At 57.7% G+C, this 16624-nt stretch carries 18 protein-coding genes and 3 pseudogenes; 9 read left to right on the top strand and 12 right to left on the bottom strand.

All coding sequences use genetic code 11. The features are described from left to right. The first annotated feature begins 148 nt into the window (after positions 1-148). The gene (locus tag HX866_RS11855) at positions 149-1183 is read left to right on the top strand and encodes a hypothetical protein (protein ID WP_177139711.1); all 1035 of its coding nucleotides are present in this window, start codon (positions 149-151) and stop codon (positions 1181-1183) included. Between the two features lie 47 nt (positions 1184-1230). Here HX866_RS11855 and HX866_RS11850 read toward each other — a convergent pair whose 3' ends face one another. Further along, on the bottom strand, positions 1231-2430 hold the full coding sequence (locus HX866_RS11850) for a lysozyme inhibitor LprI family protein (RefSeq protein ID WP_177139709.1): 1200 nt from the start codon (positions 2428-2430) through the stop codon (positions 1231-1233). Between the two features lie 208 nt (positions 2431-2638). Here HX866_RS11850 and HX866_RS34310 point away from each other — a divergent pair, with 208 nt between their 5' ends. Beyond that, entirely contained in the window at positions 2639-2809 is a 171-nt protein-coding gene (locus HX866_RS34310; RefSeq protein WP_256344916.1) for a CrpP family ICE-associated protein, read from the top strand. Between the two features lie 167 nt (positions 2810-2976). Here the strand turns inward: HX866_RS34310 and HX866_RS11840 are convergent. Both HX866_RS11840 and HX866_RS11835 read right to left on the bottom strand, forming a co-directional pair. Further along, positions 2977-3221: pseudogene (locus tag HX866_RS11840) on the bottom strand (transposase); the annotation flags it as partial. Between the two features lie 751 nt (positions 3222-3972). Further along, positions 3973-4482, bottom strand: a complete 510-nt coding sequence (locus HX866_RS11835; protein WP_177093657.1) for an SRPBCC domain-containing protein — start codon at positions 4480-4482, stop codon at positions 3973-3975. A gap of 106 nt (positions 4483-4588) precedes the next feature. Here HX866_RS11835 and HX866_RS11830 point away from each other — a divergent pair, with 106 nt between their 5' ends. Further along, complete coding sequence (locus HX866_RS11830; protein WP_256344908.1) at positions 4589-5494, top strand: LysR family transcriptional regulator; 906 nt, start codon at positions 4589-4591, stop codon at positions 5492-5494. On the opposite strand, the gene HX866_RS11825 is transcribed toward HX866_RS11830, so the two are convergent. The 4 genes from HX866_RS11825 to HX866_RS11810 are packed head-to-tail and all read right to left on the bottom strand — an operon-like array spanning position 5473 to position 8784. Continuing rightward, a complete protein-coding gene (locus HX866_RS11825) occupies positions 5473-6177 on the bottom strand; it encodes a type 1 glutamine amidotransferase domain-containing protein (RefSeq protein ID WP_177093655.1) in 705 nt (234 codons plus the stop codon). The two genes, HX866_RS11830 and HX866_RS11825, sit on opposite strands and share 22 nt — an antisense overlap. Before the next feature lie 12 nt (positions 6178-6189). Continuing rightward, positions 6190-7290, bottom strand: coding sequence for an NADH:flavin oxidoreductase/NADH oxidase (locus tag HX866_RS11820; RefSeq protein WP_177139705.1), 1101 nt, complete (start codon positions 7288-7290; stop codon positions 6190-6192). After that, entirely contained in the window at positions 7283-8287 is a 1005-nt protein-coding gene (locus HX866_RS11815) for an alcohol dehydrogenase catalytic domain-containing protein (protein WP_177093653.1), read from the bottom strand. Before HX866_RS11815 ends, HX866_RS11820 begins: the two co-directional genes overlap by 8 nt. After that, positions 8284-8784, bottom strand: coding sequence for a lactoylglutathione lyase family protein (locus HX866_RS11810; RefSeq protein ID WP_177093652.1), 501 nt, complete (start codon positions 8782-8784; stop codon positions 8284-8286). The genes HX866_RS11815 and HX866_RS11810 overlap by 4 nt, the downstream gene beginning before the upstream one ends. A gap of 92 nt (positions 8785-8876) precedes the next feature. Between HX866_RS11810 and HX866_RS11805 the strand changes: the two genes are divergently transcribed. Beyond that, entirely contained in the window at positions 8877-9755 is an 879-nt protein-coding gene (locus tag HX866_RS11805; RefSeq protein ID WP_177124573.1) for a LysR family transcriptional regulator, read from the top strand. Between the two features lie 462 nt (positions 9756-10217). Here the strand turns inward: HX866_RS11805 and HX866_RS11800 are convergent, their stop codons facing one another. Beyond that, complete coding sequence (locus HX866_RS11800; RefSeq protein WP_177139703.1) at positions 10218-11600, bottom strand: flavin-containing monooxygenase; 1383 nt, start codon at positions 11598-11600, stop codon at positions 10218-10220. A gap of 14 nt (positions 11601-11614) precedes the next feature. Then, the gene (locus HX866_RS11795) at positions 11615-12073 is read right to left on the bottom strand and encodes a tautomerase (RefSeq protein WP_177139701.1); all 459 of its coding nucleotides are present in this window, start codon (positions 12071-12073) and stop codon (positions 11615-11617) included. A gap of 95 nt (positions 12074-12168) precedes the next feature. On the opposite strand from HX866_RS11795, the gene HX866_RS11790 reads away from it, so the two are divergent. The 4 genes from HX866_RS11790 (at position 12169) to HX866_RS11775 (ending at position 15524) form a co-directional block, all read left to right on the top strand. Continuing rightward, positions 12169-13152, top strand: coding sequence for a GlxA family transcriptional regulator (locus tag HX866_RS11790; protein WP_177139699.1), 984 nt, complete (start codon positions 12169-12171; stop codon positions 13150-13152). 699 nt (positions 13153-13851) lie between these two features. Beyond that, positions 13852-14115 carry a hypothetical protein gene (locus HX866_RS11785; protein ID WP_177093647.1) on the top strand — a complete coding sequence of 88 codons (264 nt, stop codon included), beginning with the start codon at positions 13852-13854 and terminating at the stop codon, positions 14113-14115. A 96-nt stretch (positions 14116-14211) separates the two neighbouring features. Then, the gene (locus tag HX866_RS11780) at positions 14212-14841 is read left to right on the top strand and encodes a hypothetical protein (protein ID WP_256344907.1); all 630 of its coding nucleotides are present in this window, start codon (positions 14212-14214) and stop codon (positions 14839-14841) included. A 539-nt stretch (positions 14842-15380) separates the two neighbouring features. Next, the gene (locus HX866_RS11775; protein WP_177093646.1) at positions 15381-15524 is read left to right on the top strand and encodes a hypothetical protein; all 144 of its coding nucleotides are present in this window, start codon (positions 15381-15383) and stop codon (positions 15522-15524) included. Between the two features lie 11 nt (positions 15525-15535). Here the strand turns inward: HX866_RS11775 and HX866_RS11770 are convergent, their stop codons facing one another. Both HX866_RS11770 and HX866_RS11765 read right to left on the bottom strand, forming a co-directional pair. After that, positions 15536-15730, bottom strand: a complete 195-nt coding sequence (locus HX866_RS11770; protein ID WP_177093645.1) for a DUF7740 domain-containing protein — start codon at positions 15728-15730, stop codon at positions 15536-15538. A gap of 195 nt (positions 15731-15925) precedes the next feature. Next, positions 15926-16210, bottom strand: coding sequence for a hypothetical protein (locus tag HX866_RS11765; RefSeq protein ID WP_177105157.1), 285 nt, complete (start codon positions 16208-16210; stop codon positions 15926-15928). On the opposite strand from HX866_RS11765, the pseudogene HX866_RS11760 reads away from it, so the two are divergent. Beyond that, positions 16211-16447 (top strand): annotated as a pseudogene (locus tag HX866_RS11760) (DUF2254 family protein); the annotation flags it as partial. Between the two features lie 28 nt (positions 16448-16475). Here the strand turns inward: HX866_RS11760 and HX866_RS34765 are convergent. Further along, a pseudogene (locus HX866_RS34765) lies at positions 16476-16616 on the bottom strand (prepilin peptidase); the annotation flags it as partial. Between the last annotated feature and the right edge of the window lie 8 nt (positions 16617-16624).

Genomic DNA, 16624 nt, shown 5'->3' with positions numbered 1-16624 from the left:
CACCTCATGCAGCAGGGGTGTTCTCATGCCGGTGCGGCGCCAGATCGACTGAAGATGACGGGGCCGCCGTGGCTTGACTCGCATGAGCGCGCTCCCTAAGATCGCCGCCAAGAAGCCCTCCCATCAGACAACCGGAAGTCTGATACCCATGCGAAAATCCCTGCTGCTGCTCCCCCTCATCACCCTCTCATCCTTCGCCCACGCGGACCTTGCCGGCGTCTGGAAAGGCACCCTGGGTCAATCACCCATCACGGCGTGTTTCAACCCGCAACCAGGCAATGGTGCCAGCTACTACTACCAACGTTTCCTGACGCCCATTCAATTGACTCAGAAGCAGGCTGGCGAACCCTGGATCGAAGAAGGCAAAACCGGACTCTGGCAGTTGGAAGCGCCACAGGGTGATACGTTGACCGGGACGTGGAGCAAGAGCCAGGGCAGTCAGCCAATCCCCTTGCACCTTGAGCGCATCGGCACCCCCTCGAATGCCGGCGGCTGTGCCAGCGATGCCTATAACGCCGCACTCGAAGCCGTGCCGCCCACCGCCAAGGTCGAGAAAAAAACCTTCCAGGAGCACCCCTATCAGGTGAAGACCCAAGGTGCGCAAGTCACCTTGACGCTCGAAGGCGATGCACCGGCCATTGCCAAGGTCAATAAAGACTTGGCACGCCTGGCGATCGGCCCGGAAGGACAAAAGGACTTTTACCAGGAGCGGCGCAACGCCCTGGATCAAAACGGCGGGACCGCCACCAGTGAAATCCTTGTCGAGCCGGTGTATTGGTCGTCGCAATGGATCACCGTCCGATTCTACAGCTGGACCGCCGGTGACGGCCGTAACGGCATCAGTTGGGGCCTGCACACCTGGAACCTGCAAACCGGTGAAAGCGTTGATCCGTGGTCCTGGGTAGGCGGACGCTACGAGTGGCACGACCCCTACTCCGGCAATATCACGTTGCCCGCCACGTTCAGCACCTGGCTGGCAAAGCAGACCACCCCTGACGAAGGCTGCGAGGGGGTGACCCGTTACTCCAACTTCGACCTGACCTTCGATACCCAAGGCATGAAGCTCTCGACACCCGCCACGGGTGACGGTTGCGACTATGAACTGAGCTTCACTTGGGAACAGTTGCAGCCGGTGCTGACCGCCAAAGGCAACGCGGCACTGCCCAGTTTGAAAACGCCCTGAAGGTCCCGCCACACAACAGCAAGAGCGGTTGAGAAAACAGCGAGGGCTTACTCGCCCCCGCTGTTTTCGCTGATGAAGTCCAGGCGCTGGCTGATCCACTGCCGCACGATCTCCCGCGCGGCCTGTTGTGCCTCAGTGGCCGATAAACCACGTTCGCGTTGCAACCAGGTGCGGGTCACCTGTCGGGCGGGCTCGACCGCCGCCATGGCCTGCTGACGCTGTTTTTTCGGCCAGGCCTTGTCATCGGTCCAGTGGCTCACGACCTGCTCGGGATCACCGGCCTGCGCGACCGGTGCCTTGAGAAAATCCCGGGGAGACATCGTCGCCCGCAACGCCATCAGATGCCAGTCGGCATAGCTGGCAAAGCGGATAGTGCCGGCATTTCCGCTGGCCTTGGACAGCGCCTCGTTAAAACTGCTGCTCAGTTGCTTCCAGGGACTTTGTTCAAACAGGTTGCCCTGGGGCTCGCAGATCGGTGCGAAGGTGTCGCGGGTAGAACCGTACAGCGAGCCAAAGGCCTCGTAGGCGACCTCACCCTGGCGCGAGAAAACAAAGCAGTGCACATAGGCCCGCTGATCGGCGAAGAACGCATACTCTGCCCGCTCGATCATCATGCGCAGCAGCGTCAATTCGACCCGGTCGCGGCTCACCGACGGATCGTTTTCCATATCGTTGAACACCGAGCGCGGGAAATCATCGTCAGCCAAAGCCTTGAGTACCTGCTGGCGACTCGCGTCGGCTTCCTCTTGAGTCACCCCACTGGCCGGCTCGAAACGGTGCAGGTAAACCCGCCAGGCCGCGGCCAACTCACTCTTCGGATAACGTCTGAGCCCCTCTGCCGCGTCGGCCGGGTGGTAGGGAATGCTGGCGATCACCGCGTCCAGGGCTGCGGTGTCCGGCTGGGTCAGCTTGCCCACCTCCACCACCCGCTGGCTCAGCAGCGGTTGCAGGCAGCCGGCCAGTTTGTCCGGCTCGGCGGCGCAGGCGTTGCGGGTGTGCAGCCAGGTACGCTGACCGCTGCGCAAGGCGTCGCGTTGATCCGGTGCCAGCTTGGCCATTGCCCGGCTGTAGTGCGCGCCAAGGGTGCTGTCCAGCTCGCTCAATTCCGGGTGGGTGCAGATAGCCTGCTCCAGCGCTGTCGAGGCTTTCTGACAATCGAAGGACGCCGCCCCTGCAGGCAGACCGACGCTCAACATCAATCCGGCCAGCAACATTATCGAACGCAGGGGCAGTACGGGGCGGGCCATGGTGTTCCTTGGGTGAGTTCCTTTCAGGGTGCAGAGTGTGCCAAGACCGCTGACTCCACGTCTATTGGTTGTGGTGTTCGTAGCGGCGCGACGTCGACTCATGAGCGTGAATACCACACCCTTGCAACATGAGGGATGCTATCGTGGGATCGACCTGCTGCCACGAGAGACTGTGCCGGTGAATCAAACAGCAAGCGCTGCGAAACCCTTGGACAGGCATCGATTCAACAACCCCCACGCGGCCATCAGGGCGGCGGGTGCGGAGGCGGCTCGTAAGGGGCTGAGGGTCTTTCACTGCCCCTACCGGCATCCGGCAATGCAATCGTCGTGGTTGAAAGGCTTTGCCCAGGAGCAGCAATTGGGTTTGGACTTTCTCTAGATTACGGCCACAGGTGTGCATCGTCCCGCTCCCCATGTCGCGCAGACGCACCCGTCATTGATGTGTTCGCCCGAGACGGTTTAGGTCAAGACCGTCTCGGGCGAACAACGCCTGAATATACCCCCGCACGAGCCAGCCACTACGGTTGAACGAAGCCACTCGCTAGTTTCTCGTTCCAAGCGCCGGCTCGACTGAATGCGGTTGAAATAACCATAAAGGTAGATCTTCAACAGGATCGCAGGGTGATAAGCAGGCCGACCTGTGTGAGCGGAACAGCACCATCAAAACCCAAGCTGACCAGCTGAACTTCATCGACAAGGACCTCAACCACTCGGACCGGATTGGTATCGCTGACGTAGTCGTCGAGGCTTTGGGGAAGCAAAGTGCTTTGACTTCGATGTTCACCTTGAATAAAGCGCTCCGCGAGGCGATCCTCCTATGGAGCTCAAGTGCCGCGTTGCAGCTGGCGTGCTGCTACTGACATTTAACGGATGCTGCCGTGAAGATAGTGAAATCTACCCGTTTTGACGATGTCGACCACGATTTAGGGTATGAGTACCGTGGCCACCATTACAGCGTGCAGAACGAAGGGAATGTGTTTCTGATAAGAACTTACGATAACGAGCCTGGGCGTGCGACGGTCATACGTCCGACTACGATGCATGCCAGCGGTCACCTTAGACAGCTTGTCGCTTTCTTGCAGACGGAGCTAGGGAGCTCCAGGATCTCGCTTTATAAGGGGGATTTGGGGAGCTACGCCGAGATCGACCTTGAGACCTTGGCGTTCCTGCCGGTTTGAATTCGGCGGCAATCGCACGGTTGGTATTCTCTACACACTCTGGGCCGGCAACCGCCCTCCACAGAGGGACGCTTTGGGTCGAGAGCCGTCTGTCGCGACCGGCGACACCCGACCGATTCTGTTGAAAAAGTCGGTTTTCTCAAACTGCCGAAAAAACGACCGGTGAAAGCGCCATTTAGCGCGCTGCTACGTGAAATATCAGTCCGGATGCCTCTGCGAAAATTCTGGATTTCAATCTCAGGCGCTTACTTTTTTGCCGGGAAGGCTAAAGGCGACTTTTTCAACGCAATCGACCCATAGCGGACGTTCGCTGCCCTATGGCGATAGCCATACCTCGGACAAGCAGAGCGATGATTGCCTCTGTTTATCGCTTGGCCTGAAAGGCAGCACTGACCAAGCCATCAAGCCAGTCTTGGTGACCATTGATCATCGGGTTGGGCTTGGACTTGGCCAGTTCTATCGCAGGCTTACCCTTCTGGGTTTCCTGCGTCAGAATGCGAACTCGGCCAGCGCTGAGATCCTCGATCAGCCAGGCGTGATGGACATCAAGGCGGCTGTCACCTTCCCCCGCCCAACCGTGCCATGCAATACGGCCGGGCTGCCCGTTTGCGGGGGGGACAAATTCATTGCACTGCGCCTCGACCGGGAATCCGAACGTCTCGAAATAGAAGCGCGTGCCGTCGGCAAGCTCTGGGCCTTTGTCATCGTAGAAACGGATATTTGCAGAGTTGGAATAGTAGGTTGGCCAGTGAGGTGCAACGCTCAGCAGCGGCCAGACTTCGGCAGCATTAAGGTCAGCAACAATCACTTCGTTGGAAACGAAGTTTTCGGTGAAACCTGGGATGAAGCCTTCTGGCCAGTGGATGTGGTTCATGTTTCAGCGCTCGATGTAATGGACTTAGGCCATGGTGAGTGCTAGGTTGAAATAACTCCAATCGCAATATTTTATTCTGTACATCATGAATTCTGATATCAGACACTTGGATTTCAACCTGCTTAAAACGCTGGACGCCTTGCTCGACGAACGCAGTGTCACGCGTGCAGCGGAGCGCCTGTCGCTGACCCAACCGGCGGTCAGCGGCATGCTGACGCGTCTTCGGGAAAGCTTCGATGATCCGCTATTTGTAAGGGCTCAACGAGGTATCGTGCCGACACTTCGTGCTCAGGAACTGGCGGTCCCAATCAAGCAACTGCTCAGTGACATTGAGGGCATACTTCAGCCGTCGGCGTTCAATCCGGCCACTGCACGCATGACGGTCCGGCTGGCCTCTACGGATTACGCATTGCGCTCTGTGGTCGTGCCGTTCTTGAGCGAACTGAGACAGCACGCCCCGAATATCCGCGTGGCGGTTCAGCCCATCGATAGCCAAGCACTTCAAGTTCAGCTAGACCATGGAGACGTTGACCTCGCACTGATTACTCCAGACAGCGCTGCGGTCGGAATACACACCACACTGCTGTTCGACGAAACCTATGTTTGCATGATGCGAGCGGATCACCCTGATGCCGCTAAGCCCAGAATGACGCTGGATCGTTTTTGCGCGCTCGATCATGTGCTGGTGTCGTCTTCTGGCGGGGCCTTTAAAGGGGTTACTGATGATGCGCTTGCGCGGATCGGCAGATCGCGCAGAGTTACGATTTCGGTCACCAGCTTTCTGGTGGTTCCCGAAATATTGAGGGTCAGCGACCTGATCGCGGTTGTGCCGCGCAGATTGGCGCTGCGTACGGATGGCTTGGTCCTGATTGAACCGCCCGTGGAGATACCGGGCTTCAGCAAGACGTTGGCATGGCATGAGCGAACGCACCGCGACCCTGGGCAGCGATGGGTGCGCTCACTTTTAATCGAAACCTGCCAAACGCTGGATCAGGCGATTGATAAAACCTGACTGTTGATCGCCTCAACAGTTAGTTGAGCAGTTTTCTCGCTAGACATCGGGTTTTGCCCGGTGACAAGCCGCCCGTCGCGTATGGCGAATGGTTCGAACTTCGGTACGCCTTCGTACAAACCGCCCAGCTCGCGAACACGATCTTCCAGCAGGAACGGCATCGCAGCAGTCAGACCTGCGGCCTCTTCCTCTTCATTGCTGAACGCGCTGATCTTGCGGCCCGATACTAGCGGCCTCCCCTGTTCATCTACGGCGCTTAGTAGTCCTGCGGGGCCATGGCAGACGGCGGCAACGACCTTGCCATCTCGCCATGTCTTGCTGAGCAGAGCAGCCAGTTCGGTGTTGGCGGGTAAGTCCCACATGGTGCCGTGCCCACCGGGTAGAAATACGGCAGCAAAATTCATGTCAGCGACGTCATTAAGCGTCTGCGAAACTTGCAATAGCATCATGGCCTTCGGGTCGTTGAGGAAGCGCTCGACGCTAGGAACCTTTTCTTCCCTGGAATGCGGATCAAGAGGGATCTGCCCACCCTTGGGTGAGGCCAGAAGCACCTCGAATCCGGCATCGATGAAGGAGTAATACGGCGTAGTCAGTTCTTCGAACCACACGCCGGTGGGACGTTCGGTGTCGCCCATAGTCGCCTGTGAGGTCAGCACCATCAAAATACGTTTTGAAATGTTCATATTTCTATCCTTCTACTGTGGACCAGCTGGTTCGTAGCGTTGCAGCCAATGGGCGTATGGCGCTGGAAGCACCCAGGCGGCCTTGTCGATACCCAATTCCTTGGCGGCGTGATACGTCCAATGCGGGTTGGCCAGGTGTGCACGCCCCACCATGACCAAGTCCACCTGCTCAGCCTCCAGCACCTCTTCGCACAACATAGGCAGATCGACGCCCCATGCGGTGGCGACAGGTAAACCCGTCTCAGTGCGGACACGATGAGCAATCGGAGCAAGGAAGGCCGGTCCCCACGGGATCTTCGCCTCAGGCGTGGTGAAGTTCATGCTCACGTTAAGCATGTCCAGGCCTGCACCACGCATGGCCTTGATCAGCTCAATAGAGGCCAGAAGGGTTTGCTCATCGTTTCCATCGAACTCAATGACGCCGAAGCGTGCAGTCAGTGGTAAATGCTCCGGCCAGACGGCACGCACCGCCTCAAGGGTTTCGAGCAAGAAGCGACCGCGCTGATCACCGCCATAATGATCGGTGCGTTCGTTGGCGTAAGGGGAGAAGAAACTCTGCGCCAGGTAGCCATGCGCAAAGTGCAGTTCCAGCCACTCGAACCCGGCTTCCAGTGCGCGCCTCGCAGTCGCTACAAAATCAGCGCGCACGCGCTTGATGTCGTCCTCGGTCATTTCCTTCGGAACCTGCGGCAGGTTGGCACCGAAGGCAGTCGCTGACGGAGATAAGGTCTCCCAACTGCGAGGGTCTTTACGATCAATGTGATCGTCGCCTTCCCAAGGTTTGTTTGCACTGGCTTTGCGTCCGGCGTGGCCGATCTGAATGCCCGGCACTGCGCCGCCAGACTTAATGGCTGCGGCGACCTGGGCCATACCGGTGATGTGCTCATCGCCCCACAGGCCGGTGCACCCAGGAGTGATACGCCCTTCCGGTGATACTGCTGTCGCCTCGACAATTACCAAACCAGCACCACCACGTCCCAGACTGGTGTAGTGCGCTACATGCCAGTCATTGATAAAACCATCATGCGCGCTGTATTGGCACATCGGAGGTACGGCGATGCGGTTGCGCAGCGTTACAGACTTGAGAGTGAACGGAGTAAAAAGCTTAGACATTGTCTACCTCGTTTATAAGGGAGTCCGGCAGCAGCACGATCGCTTTGCCGCTAAAAATGCGTTGTTGCAACCCGAAGAGATGTGCCGCCAAGTCATCGAATGGAGCTGGCGCTAACGTATCTGGCCGCCATTCTCCGCTGCCAACGTCGTTCAGCAGGCATTCACCGGCAGCAACTAACTCTCGCCAAGTACGTGTATCGCCGAAAGCATGGGACGCACCGAGCGCAACTTCGTGCATGGATAAGGTTCGGGTGAACGGTTCCCACACCGGTGTTTGAAGGCGGTCCTGCACACAGACGAGGTGGCCGTTGGCTCGCAGCGCAGGTGCCAGCCAGCGAGCATGGTCAGCGCTGACGGTGTCGATGACGGCATCGTAGGTCGCCTCGTTGTCCCACGCGTCCGTCAACGGTCCACCGAGGCAGTTGGATGCCCCTAACGTTTGCAGTCGGTCTGTATGACGGAGGTGGCTGAGGGTGTCTACATGAAGCCCACGGCGGGTTGCCAGTTGAACCAGATGGTGGGCGACAGATCCGCCTGCTCCACCGACCAAAAGTGTCTGGCAGCTCGCAGGTAGCTTCTCAACAGCCAACCATGCTGTGAGGGCCGGGCACGGAACACTCGCAGCATCCTGAAACGTGACGGACGCAGGAATCCGTAGGACTGTGTGTGCTCGCACTGCTGTGTATTCAGCAAAACTGCCATATCTCGCGAGGTTCTGGTGATAAGCCACGCGCTGACCAATCCATGTGCGGGGAACGCCATCACCGACAGCAACAACAACCCCGGCGCCGTCGACGCCGGGGATATGACCATGCTTCCAATCGACCAGATCGCCGCCGAGTACTTTCCAGTCGACCGGGTTCAATCCGATCACTGCATTGCGTACAAGCAGATCCCCTGGTTCGATTATGGGGAGGGGTAATTCGCGCAACTGAAGGGCGGCAGGATCAGCAGAACCTTGCCAGGTCCAAGCGCGATGTTGCGAAGGCAACATCATGATTGATAAGCGCCCGCTGAGTAGGTCAGCTCATAGCTGTGGCTATAAACTTCCAGGATGTTGCCGAAAGGGTCCTCCATGTAGACCATCCGGTAAGGCTTTTCGCCTGGGAAGTATTCGCGAACCGGCATGCGCTGTTTTCCTCCCGCTGCAACGATTTTGGCGGCGAGACCTTCGACATCCGGATCCTGGACGCAAAAGTGAAAGATGCCGGTTTTCCAGTACTCGAAGTTGTTGGACGGTCGCTCAGCGTTGCGAAACTCAAAGATTTCTACGCCGACACGATCCCCAGTCGACAAATGTGCAATTCGAAAGGATTTCCATCCGGCACCGAACACGTCGGTACACATCACGCCGATAGCACTTTCATCTTCAGTGATGGTGGTGGCAGGCATGATCAGATACCAACCCATGACCTCGGTGTAGAACTTCACAGCTCCATCCAGATCAGTGACGGATAGGCCGATGTGAGAAAAACTGCGTGGGTAGACAGGCATTGTGCGGGCCTCAATCAGAAGATGAGATACGTTAGCCCTCATCCACTATAATAAGAACCATGCTTCTGTTATCACTTTGATAAGAGTTCCTAATGGTAAACCCACAATGGCTGGCATCCTTCATCGCGGTGGCCGAACTAGGCAATTTCACCCGCAGCGCAGAGCGGCTGGGCGTTACTCAAGCTGCAATCAGCCAGCACGTGAAACACCTGGAAAACCAGTTTGGGCCACTGCTGATTCGCCGACCTCGCAAAGTCGAACTCACCCCTGCCGGAACCGCATTGCTGGAATATGGTGCACAAATGGAACGCGCCAATCGGGTATTTCAGGCGCAGCTTGCCGGTTCAGAAGAGCAGCAAGGCGAGATAAGCCTGATCACTCCCGGAAGCATCGGGTTGGTGCTATACCCATTGCTGCTGGATTACCAACAGGCAAATCCAGGCATCGTTATCCGTCACCGTTTTGCGCCCGACAGTGAGGTACTTGAGGGTGTACTCAACAACCGATTTGAATGGGGCTTGGTGACATTCAAACCCGACGATACGCGCCTCAATGTGCGCCATTTCACCGAAGAGCCGCTGGAATTAATTCTTCCCGCTGGCGTCGAGTATGTTGGTTGGGAAACCTTGCAAACACTTGGGTTCATTGATCACCCGGATGGTCAGGCAATGGCAACAAGGTTGCTGAGCCGTCGCTATCCTGGACAAAGTGGCGTAAGGACGTTACGTACAAGTGGCTTCAGTAATCAGGTTGGATTGATCTTGGAGCCCGTCGCGCGAGGGCTGGGATTCACTGTACTTCCGCGATTTGCCCGCCAGGCATTTGCTGATCAATCGGCTGTGCAGGTCGTAGAGTGCGGTGATCCCATTGTGGATTGTCTGAGACTCATTCACCGAGCCGAGTGGCCGCTATCTGCCCGTGCGCAACGCATTTTGCTGTATCTGGAGAAAACCTTCGGACCTGTCTCCTGAATCGCTACGGCTGTTTCGACTGATAAATGACCTCTGATAAGTTCTGACACTCACGAAACGGAAGGTCGACTTACGCGGTGCACGATGTTTGGGGGTGTTCCTGCCTCGGTATGGAAAACGATCTGCTTCCGATTTCTGCCGGTGCCGAAGGGCTGCAATGGGTCGATTGCGTTGAAAAAGTCGCCTTTAGCCTTCCCGGCAAAAAAGTAAGCGCCTGAGATTGAAATCCAGAATTTTCGCAGAGGCATCCGGACTGAGATTTCACGTAGCAGCGCGCTAAATGACGCTTTCACCGGTCGTTTTTTCGGCAGTTTGAGAAAACCGACTTTTTCAACAGAATCGGTCGGGTGTCGCCGGTCGCGACAGACGGCTCTCGACCCTGAGCGGACTTTCGTCAACGACAAGCCCAGGTTAAAAGCAGCTTGCTCCACAATCACTATTGCAACAATTTGTGAGCAACTGTCACACCTGTACTTCCTGAGCGTTGGCGTATGTCGCATGGGTCAGTTCGGGCCAGCCGAAGCGCTCGCAGAGCAGGCTCGTGTGCGCCTGATAACTTGTTAAATCGACGTAGTTGCTGTGTCGGTCGGAATCGACATAGCGTTTGCCTGCGCGTGGGTCAAAGTCGTCTTTCAGTTTCCAGGTTTCAAACGCCGTCGCCGTCTCAGGTCGGTTTAGTCGATCATGCAGGTGATGTGCGAGCAGATGTGCCATCTGGTCGATCAGGGGATAGATACCCGCTGCAACCTCAGCGAAACCAATCGTGAACAGCTCATCTTCGCGCAGGTTGAATACGTTCAGGTACTGCGCCGTGCGTTGCCCTTTGAAGTCGAACAGCGCGTCGTCCAAGTAAGGGGCCTTTACCTGGTAGCCCGTGGCCGCCAGGATCAGATCAACCTCCATTTCCGAGCCGTCTGTGAATACAACTCGACGCCCATCCAGCTGTTTGATATCGGGCCGGACCTCGATATCGCCGTGGGCAAGGTAGTGCAGCAACTGAGTGCTCAACAGCGGATGCGCCTGGCCAAATTCGTGGTCCGGTTTCGGCATGCCGAAGCGCGTCGGGTCCCCGGCGATGGCCGCAACACATGCCCGCAGGTCGATCGAACGAAGCGCCTCCGGCAACACCTCAGGACGCCGGGAGAACACGTCGATCGGCCAACCATGAACGTGTTTGGGCAGGAAGTGGTAGCCCCGCCGAACACTCACAGCCGCAGACAGCGCATTGCGCGCCGCGTCGCAGGCAATGTCCGCTCCAGAATTGCCCAGGCCGACGATGAGCACCCGTTTGCCACTGAACTCTTGCGCACTGCGATAGGTGATCGAGTGGCGAATTTCCCCCTCGAACGAACCAGGCCAAGCGGGTAGCGAGGGCAACCACGTGACTCCGCTGGCGCAAATTACACCTCGGTGGATGGCCGTACGCCCGCCCTGTAGGTGAACCCGCCAGCCCGAATCTGCGCGCTCGATTCGACTGACTGACGCATTAAAGACAATGTTGCGACGCAGGTTGTATGCATCCGCGAACCGACGTAAATAGGCCAGGATGTGCGGGTGATGTGGGTAGTCGACCAGGGAGCCAGGCATCGGAAAACCGATAAAACCGGACGTCCATTTCGACGAGATGAAATGTGCCGACTCGTACATCGGTGTGCCTGGATTCTCGATGTCCCAGATGCCACCGACATCCGTGTATTTCTCGTAGACAACGTGGGGAATCCCAAGGCGTGTCAGCGCCCGCGAGGTTGCCAGGCCTGAAGGGCCCGCCCCGATCACACAATAGGAATCAGCTTCTTGTGAATCGCCGCTCGAGATGTGGCCGCTCCCCGTAATGGGTTCGACCATGGGTATCGACGCCATCATGCAGACTCGAGCAAATGTTGCAGATGGGTGAAACCCGCCGCCTTGGCGAATTGCGGCAGGTGCCAGATCGCTCCATTCCCCCCCCAGGCACCGTCGGCCACCTCGTGCAGTACGACGGACGTGGCCAGCTGCCGCTTCTCGTCAGGCGGGAGCGACTCCTCGAATGCTGCGTGCATCAGCTGTACGTAGTGGGACCGCGCCTCATCATCTAGCACGCCCGCCGGAACGTACACCATGGCCACACAGGGAATGAGCTGGCTCATCATGTCGACGCCTCCGCAGGTCCAACCACCGGCGTCGACTTCGTCGATCACCACCCAGCAGAGAAAGCGCTTGTTTGGATCCGCGGGAATCTGCTCCGCCGCTGCAGCGGCCTCGTTGATCTTCTTGACCAGTGCCGTGCGATGGTCGCCGAGGAACGAGCCTTTGGGAATTTTCACCAGGATGTTGGGCATATCGAATTCCTTCTGATTGGGTGCGCTTGTATTACAGCGCGCAAGAATCGACTATAGGAGTGTCCGTTTAGACATTTTTAGGGCTTATTACGACAATGCTCGATTTCACCATTCTGGTTCTGGAAGGTGCCTATCCCACCAGCGTGGCAGTCACGCTTGACGTGCTTGCCGCGGCTGCGACGCTCGCACCTCGCCTTGGCGTCGCGCCTCCGCGGTGGAAGCTCTACTCGATAGACGGTGCAATGACCCCTCTGCAATTGGGCGTCTGCGTCAGCACCACGAGGCTTCCCAGTCCGTTGCAGACCGATCAGTCGGTCTGGATCGTCCCAGGGCTGGGCCTGGATGAAGCGGCGGCGATCCAGCAGCGGCTCGCCCTTGACGACGCGCACCGTGCAGTCGATGCCTTACAAAAACATGCTCACGCGGGCGGTCAAATAGCCGCGTCATGCTCGGCAGTTTTTCTGTTGCAAGCAGCCGGTCTCCTGGCGGGAAGGCGGGTCACAACGTCATGGTGGCTTGCGCCTGCCCTGAAGCGGATCGAGCCAGGCTGCGTCGTCGATGCAGATCGCATGGTGTGCGCCGATGGACCACTGGTGACCGCCGGTGCTGCCTTTGCGCAGACAGACCTGATGCTGCACCTACTCCGTACGCGTTGTGGGAATGCGCTAGCCGACGCGGTTTCTCGTGTGCTCTTGATTGATGGTCGTCAGGCGCAAGCGCCATTCATTGTTCCAGAGGTGTTTGCCAATGGAGACGACTTGGTCGCTCGCCTAGCTGCACGCATCGAGACTTCGTTGCCTGAGCCACCAAGCGTCGGAGAGCTTGCGCGTGAGTTCTGCATGTCTGAAAAGACACTCTCGCGACATATCCAACGGGCCACCGGCAAGAGCACCCTGGCGCTCGTACAAAGTGTCAAGCTGAGGCGTGCGAGGGCGCTCCTGGAATCGAGCCGCATGACCGTGGAGCAAATAGCCGCGGCAGTGGGTTATCAAGACGCCACCGCGCTGCGGCGGATGATGAAAAGGGTCGCGGGTGCCAACCCTAGCAGGTTCAGGCCAACGATCGCGGCCCTCCCCTAGGTCACAAGGGTGCTGTGCTGGTGCCAACACACGACGCTCTATGATCTCTATCCAGAAGATGACAGAGACAGGCATTGGGTCTCCGTTGAAGACAATTCCATGGTTGCCGGAAAACTGGTCACTCTCAAACTTCAATGCTCGCATCCTTGTCGAGTCTGGAAGATTGAGCCCGATGAAATAAATGCCCTTCGCCGATGCCGAGTACGCCAACTAACGTATGTAGACCCGCTGCATGCCTCCCAAGCTCATGACGAGGGTTCGACGCCCTTCGCCTTGTACCCTCATACCCAGGTTGTGAGTGATCAGCTACGCCACAACCAACACTTTCGCATGTGCATTTCGGCAAACCCTGGTCGACCTACAAGCAACGCTCCTACGCCAGTGGCGGCGTCGGATTTGTAGTCTCCCTCCCGTTTTCGCACACGCGCCCCAAGCCGGAAAAAGCTTGTTGCAGATGGGCTTTTGACAGTTACCCGTCAAGGTATTCATTGTGTCGGGGCGTACCGCTGACATTGTCAGCACCCTGCCCTAGTAGCCGGATCTGAAAGCTAGGATGCGCCATTGCGCATGATCCATCCCCCCAAGGTCGCAACGCTTCCAGTAGTGCGATCGATCGACTCCAGTCGATGGAAGCACTGCTGTTCCCCCATACGGGCCTCGCCCGTATGGGCCAGGCCCTCCCTGAAATCTGGAGGTCCGATGAAGTTGGAAACAGCTTTATACAGGGCGTTGGTCTCGGCCGACGTCTCGGAAGAAAACGCTACCGCAGTCATCGATGCATTGGAGGAAGAAATGAGTTCAGCCCTTGCTACCAAGACTGATGTTGCTCTGCTTCGTACTGAGCTGATTGCCGAGGTGAAAACCGCGTGCTCTCAACTCGAAGTCAAGCTAACCATTCGCATGGGCATCATGCTGTCCGCCTTTGCTGGAATCTTAATGGGCAGCATGAAATTCCTGCTCTGATTAACACCTAACGTTCGACCCACCCGCGCGGGGAAATCCTTCCCCCGCCGGGCGAAGTGTTTCTCCGCGTTCGCTTTGTGAAAATGGAGAATCACCATGGGAAAGCCACTGAATGTTCTGCTCCTACCCTTTCCGTTCGTTCGGAATCCCTACACCCCCGACGCGTACCTGCGCCTGGACGAGTTTGAGCGTCAATTCACGGTTGTCTGCACCGGCGTGTTGAGCATGCCGCAAGACGCGCCGCAGGTGGGTTACTACCGGCGCACCGACGAGTACGTGCTCGGGCATGTCGGCCTGATTGAGGACGCCATTGCGCGGTGTGTTTCACGTTTCTACGAGTTGCATGCGTATCCAAACCTGATAGCGGCGGCTTCGTTCGATCCACGAACGGTCGAGGTTTTCTACACCGGACCCAAGGCCTACAAACGGAACCCTACGGTATTTGGCTGCAATGACTGTCAACGAGTGCTTTCGGGCGTTGTCACACCCTCTGAAATCGTGTGGCGACGGCCCTGCGGCACGGCTGATGAAGTGGCTACGGTCGAGAATCGGATAGTGGAACTGTTTGAAAAAGCCAGCGAAGAGGTGTGCGAACAAGCCTACGAGCAAGCCAGGCTTTCCCATCAAAAAGCCAGGGAACTGAAGGGCTTTTTGATCTCACCCAGATGGCGAGCGTTTGCAATAAAGGCGCTCGACAACACAGGCGTCACCTGCTGCACCCACTGATGCTCAACGCGTCATAACGCTTCAACCACCGTCACCGGGAAACCACTCCCGGCCGGGGATGTGGTTTCTCTCGAGAGGAGAAAGACCATGCCCCAACGACCCAAGCAAGCTCGCGCCGATGCGCCGAAATACGCACTGTCCTTCACGCCAAGGGCCTGGGACAACGCCGTGCAAAGGTACAGTCGCTGCGGTGACTCGATGTACAACACTCAGCTGATTGATCTGCTGCACGCCGTATGCAAAGCCCACAACGGGCAACCTGGAATCAGGCAGGTTCACTTCGGGCTCTATCGCCGCTCACGTACCGGGCGTCGCGCAAAGCAACCCTGTCTGGAGCTGACACTCGACCTGGTGGACACAGGTCCAGAGGCACCCCACCTGCAAGTGTCACTGAAGGGAGAACGGGTTGACTCATGACCTGAGCCTTCCCCATGCAACACCTCACTCAAGCCCGACGCTGTCGGGCTTTTCTTTGCCGGCATTTAGGCGGTGGAGGGATAGCGTCAGTTCAACGTTGTGCGTCTTTCGCGGCCGAGGGTATGAGCGGCCCTCAACCACAACAAGAAAGCCTGCAAGACCAGATGGCCAGCGGCGGCCACCACTACGCCCGGGTGAAGCGGTTCATGACATGCCCTGCCCTCGGCGGCGAAATGACCACCAATATCGACGGGATCGGGTTCTGATCGGCGGGTTTTCAGTCTTGGAGATTTTCAGCGAGCAAGGCAACCAGGTCCATGGGGCTGCGACTGTTGATCACGTTGTAGATCAGGTCGCGTTTGCCCCGAGGCAGCTTCTTCACGCAGCTCTTGGCCGAGGCCCGCACAGCCTCATCCGTGCCATGGATACGGGCGGCCAGCAACAGGATAAGGACAGCGTCAGTGAGGTTCATGCGCCAATGGCTCGGACAATCTGGACGAGTGTGTATCGGCGGTGGCGGGGCTTTCTCCAGAGGCAGGGTGGATCAAAGCTCAATCGGCAGACCGAGCGTACCCGGCTCATACGGCCATCAACGCCGCCATACCCGCCCCTCCCTACTCAAGGCGCCTGATCGGCCACGATCCGCACCCAGCCTACCCAACGAACCTCAGGGTGCCTGATCGAGCCAATGCGCTTGACCTGCCAGCATCTGCTCGCCGAGGGTCGTCAGTCGCAGCGACCGTCGCGTCCAGGTATCACCCTGTCCTTCCTGGAGCAGCGGACGCGGCACATCGATCAATGGCCGCAACAAGGCATGGAACATCAGATCGTCTAGGTAACCGGCACGTGTTCGCCAGTACTCATCCTCGGGCAGTACCGGCACCGGCCCATAGTCGAATAAAACTTCTGCCCCACCTGCGACTCTATCGAAGTATTCACTGAAGGATTGCACATGATCGCCCGTTGGCGCTGGATCACGAATCAACTCACTAAACGGCTGTGGTTCAGAGCCTCCCTATTCTCCCTTCTAGGGGTAGCTACGGCGCTGCTCGCTGTTGTATTCAAAGACTTCATCCCAGAGTCATTACCAGTGCGTATTGGCGCGGATGCAGTGGACAAGATTCTGGGGATCATTGCCTCCAGCATGCTGGCCGTTACGACCTTCTCTTTAAGCACGATGGTCACCGCTTAGCCACCCACGACTCCCCGCAGGGCATGGACAGGGTTGTAAACAGCTCGAAGCTGTTGACGATCAAGCCCAGCCACAGCAGCGGCCAAACCAGCACGTCCGGCAGCAACTGGTGATCGAGGTCAATCAAGCTCAGGGCCAGCAAGCCACCGGCCAACACCAACGCGGCCAAGCCGC

The sequence above is a fragment of the Pseudomonas gingeri genome (genome assembly GCF_013386165.1).
Classification (GTDB): Bacteria; Pseudomonadota; Gammaproteobacteria; order Pseudomonadales; family Pseudomonadaceae; genus Aquipseudomonas; species Aquipseudomonas gingeri_C.
Note: the sequence above shows the minus strand (reverse complement) of the source record. Positions and strands in the feature narration are given on the sequence as shown.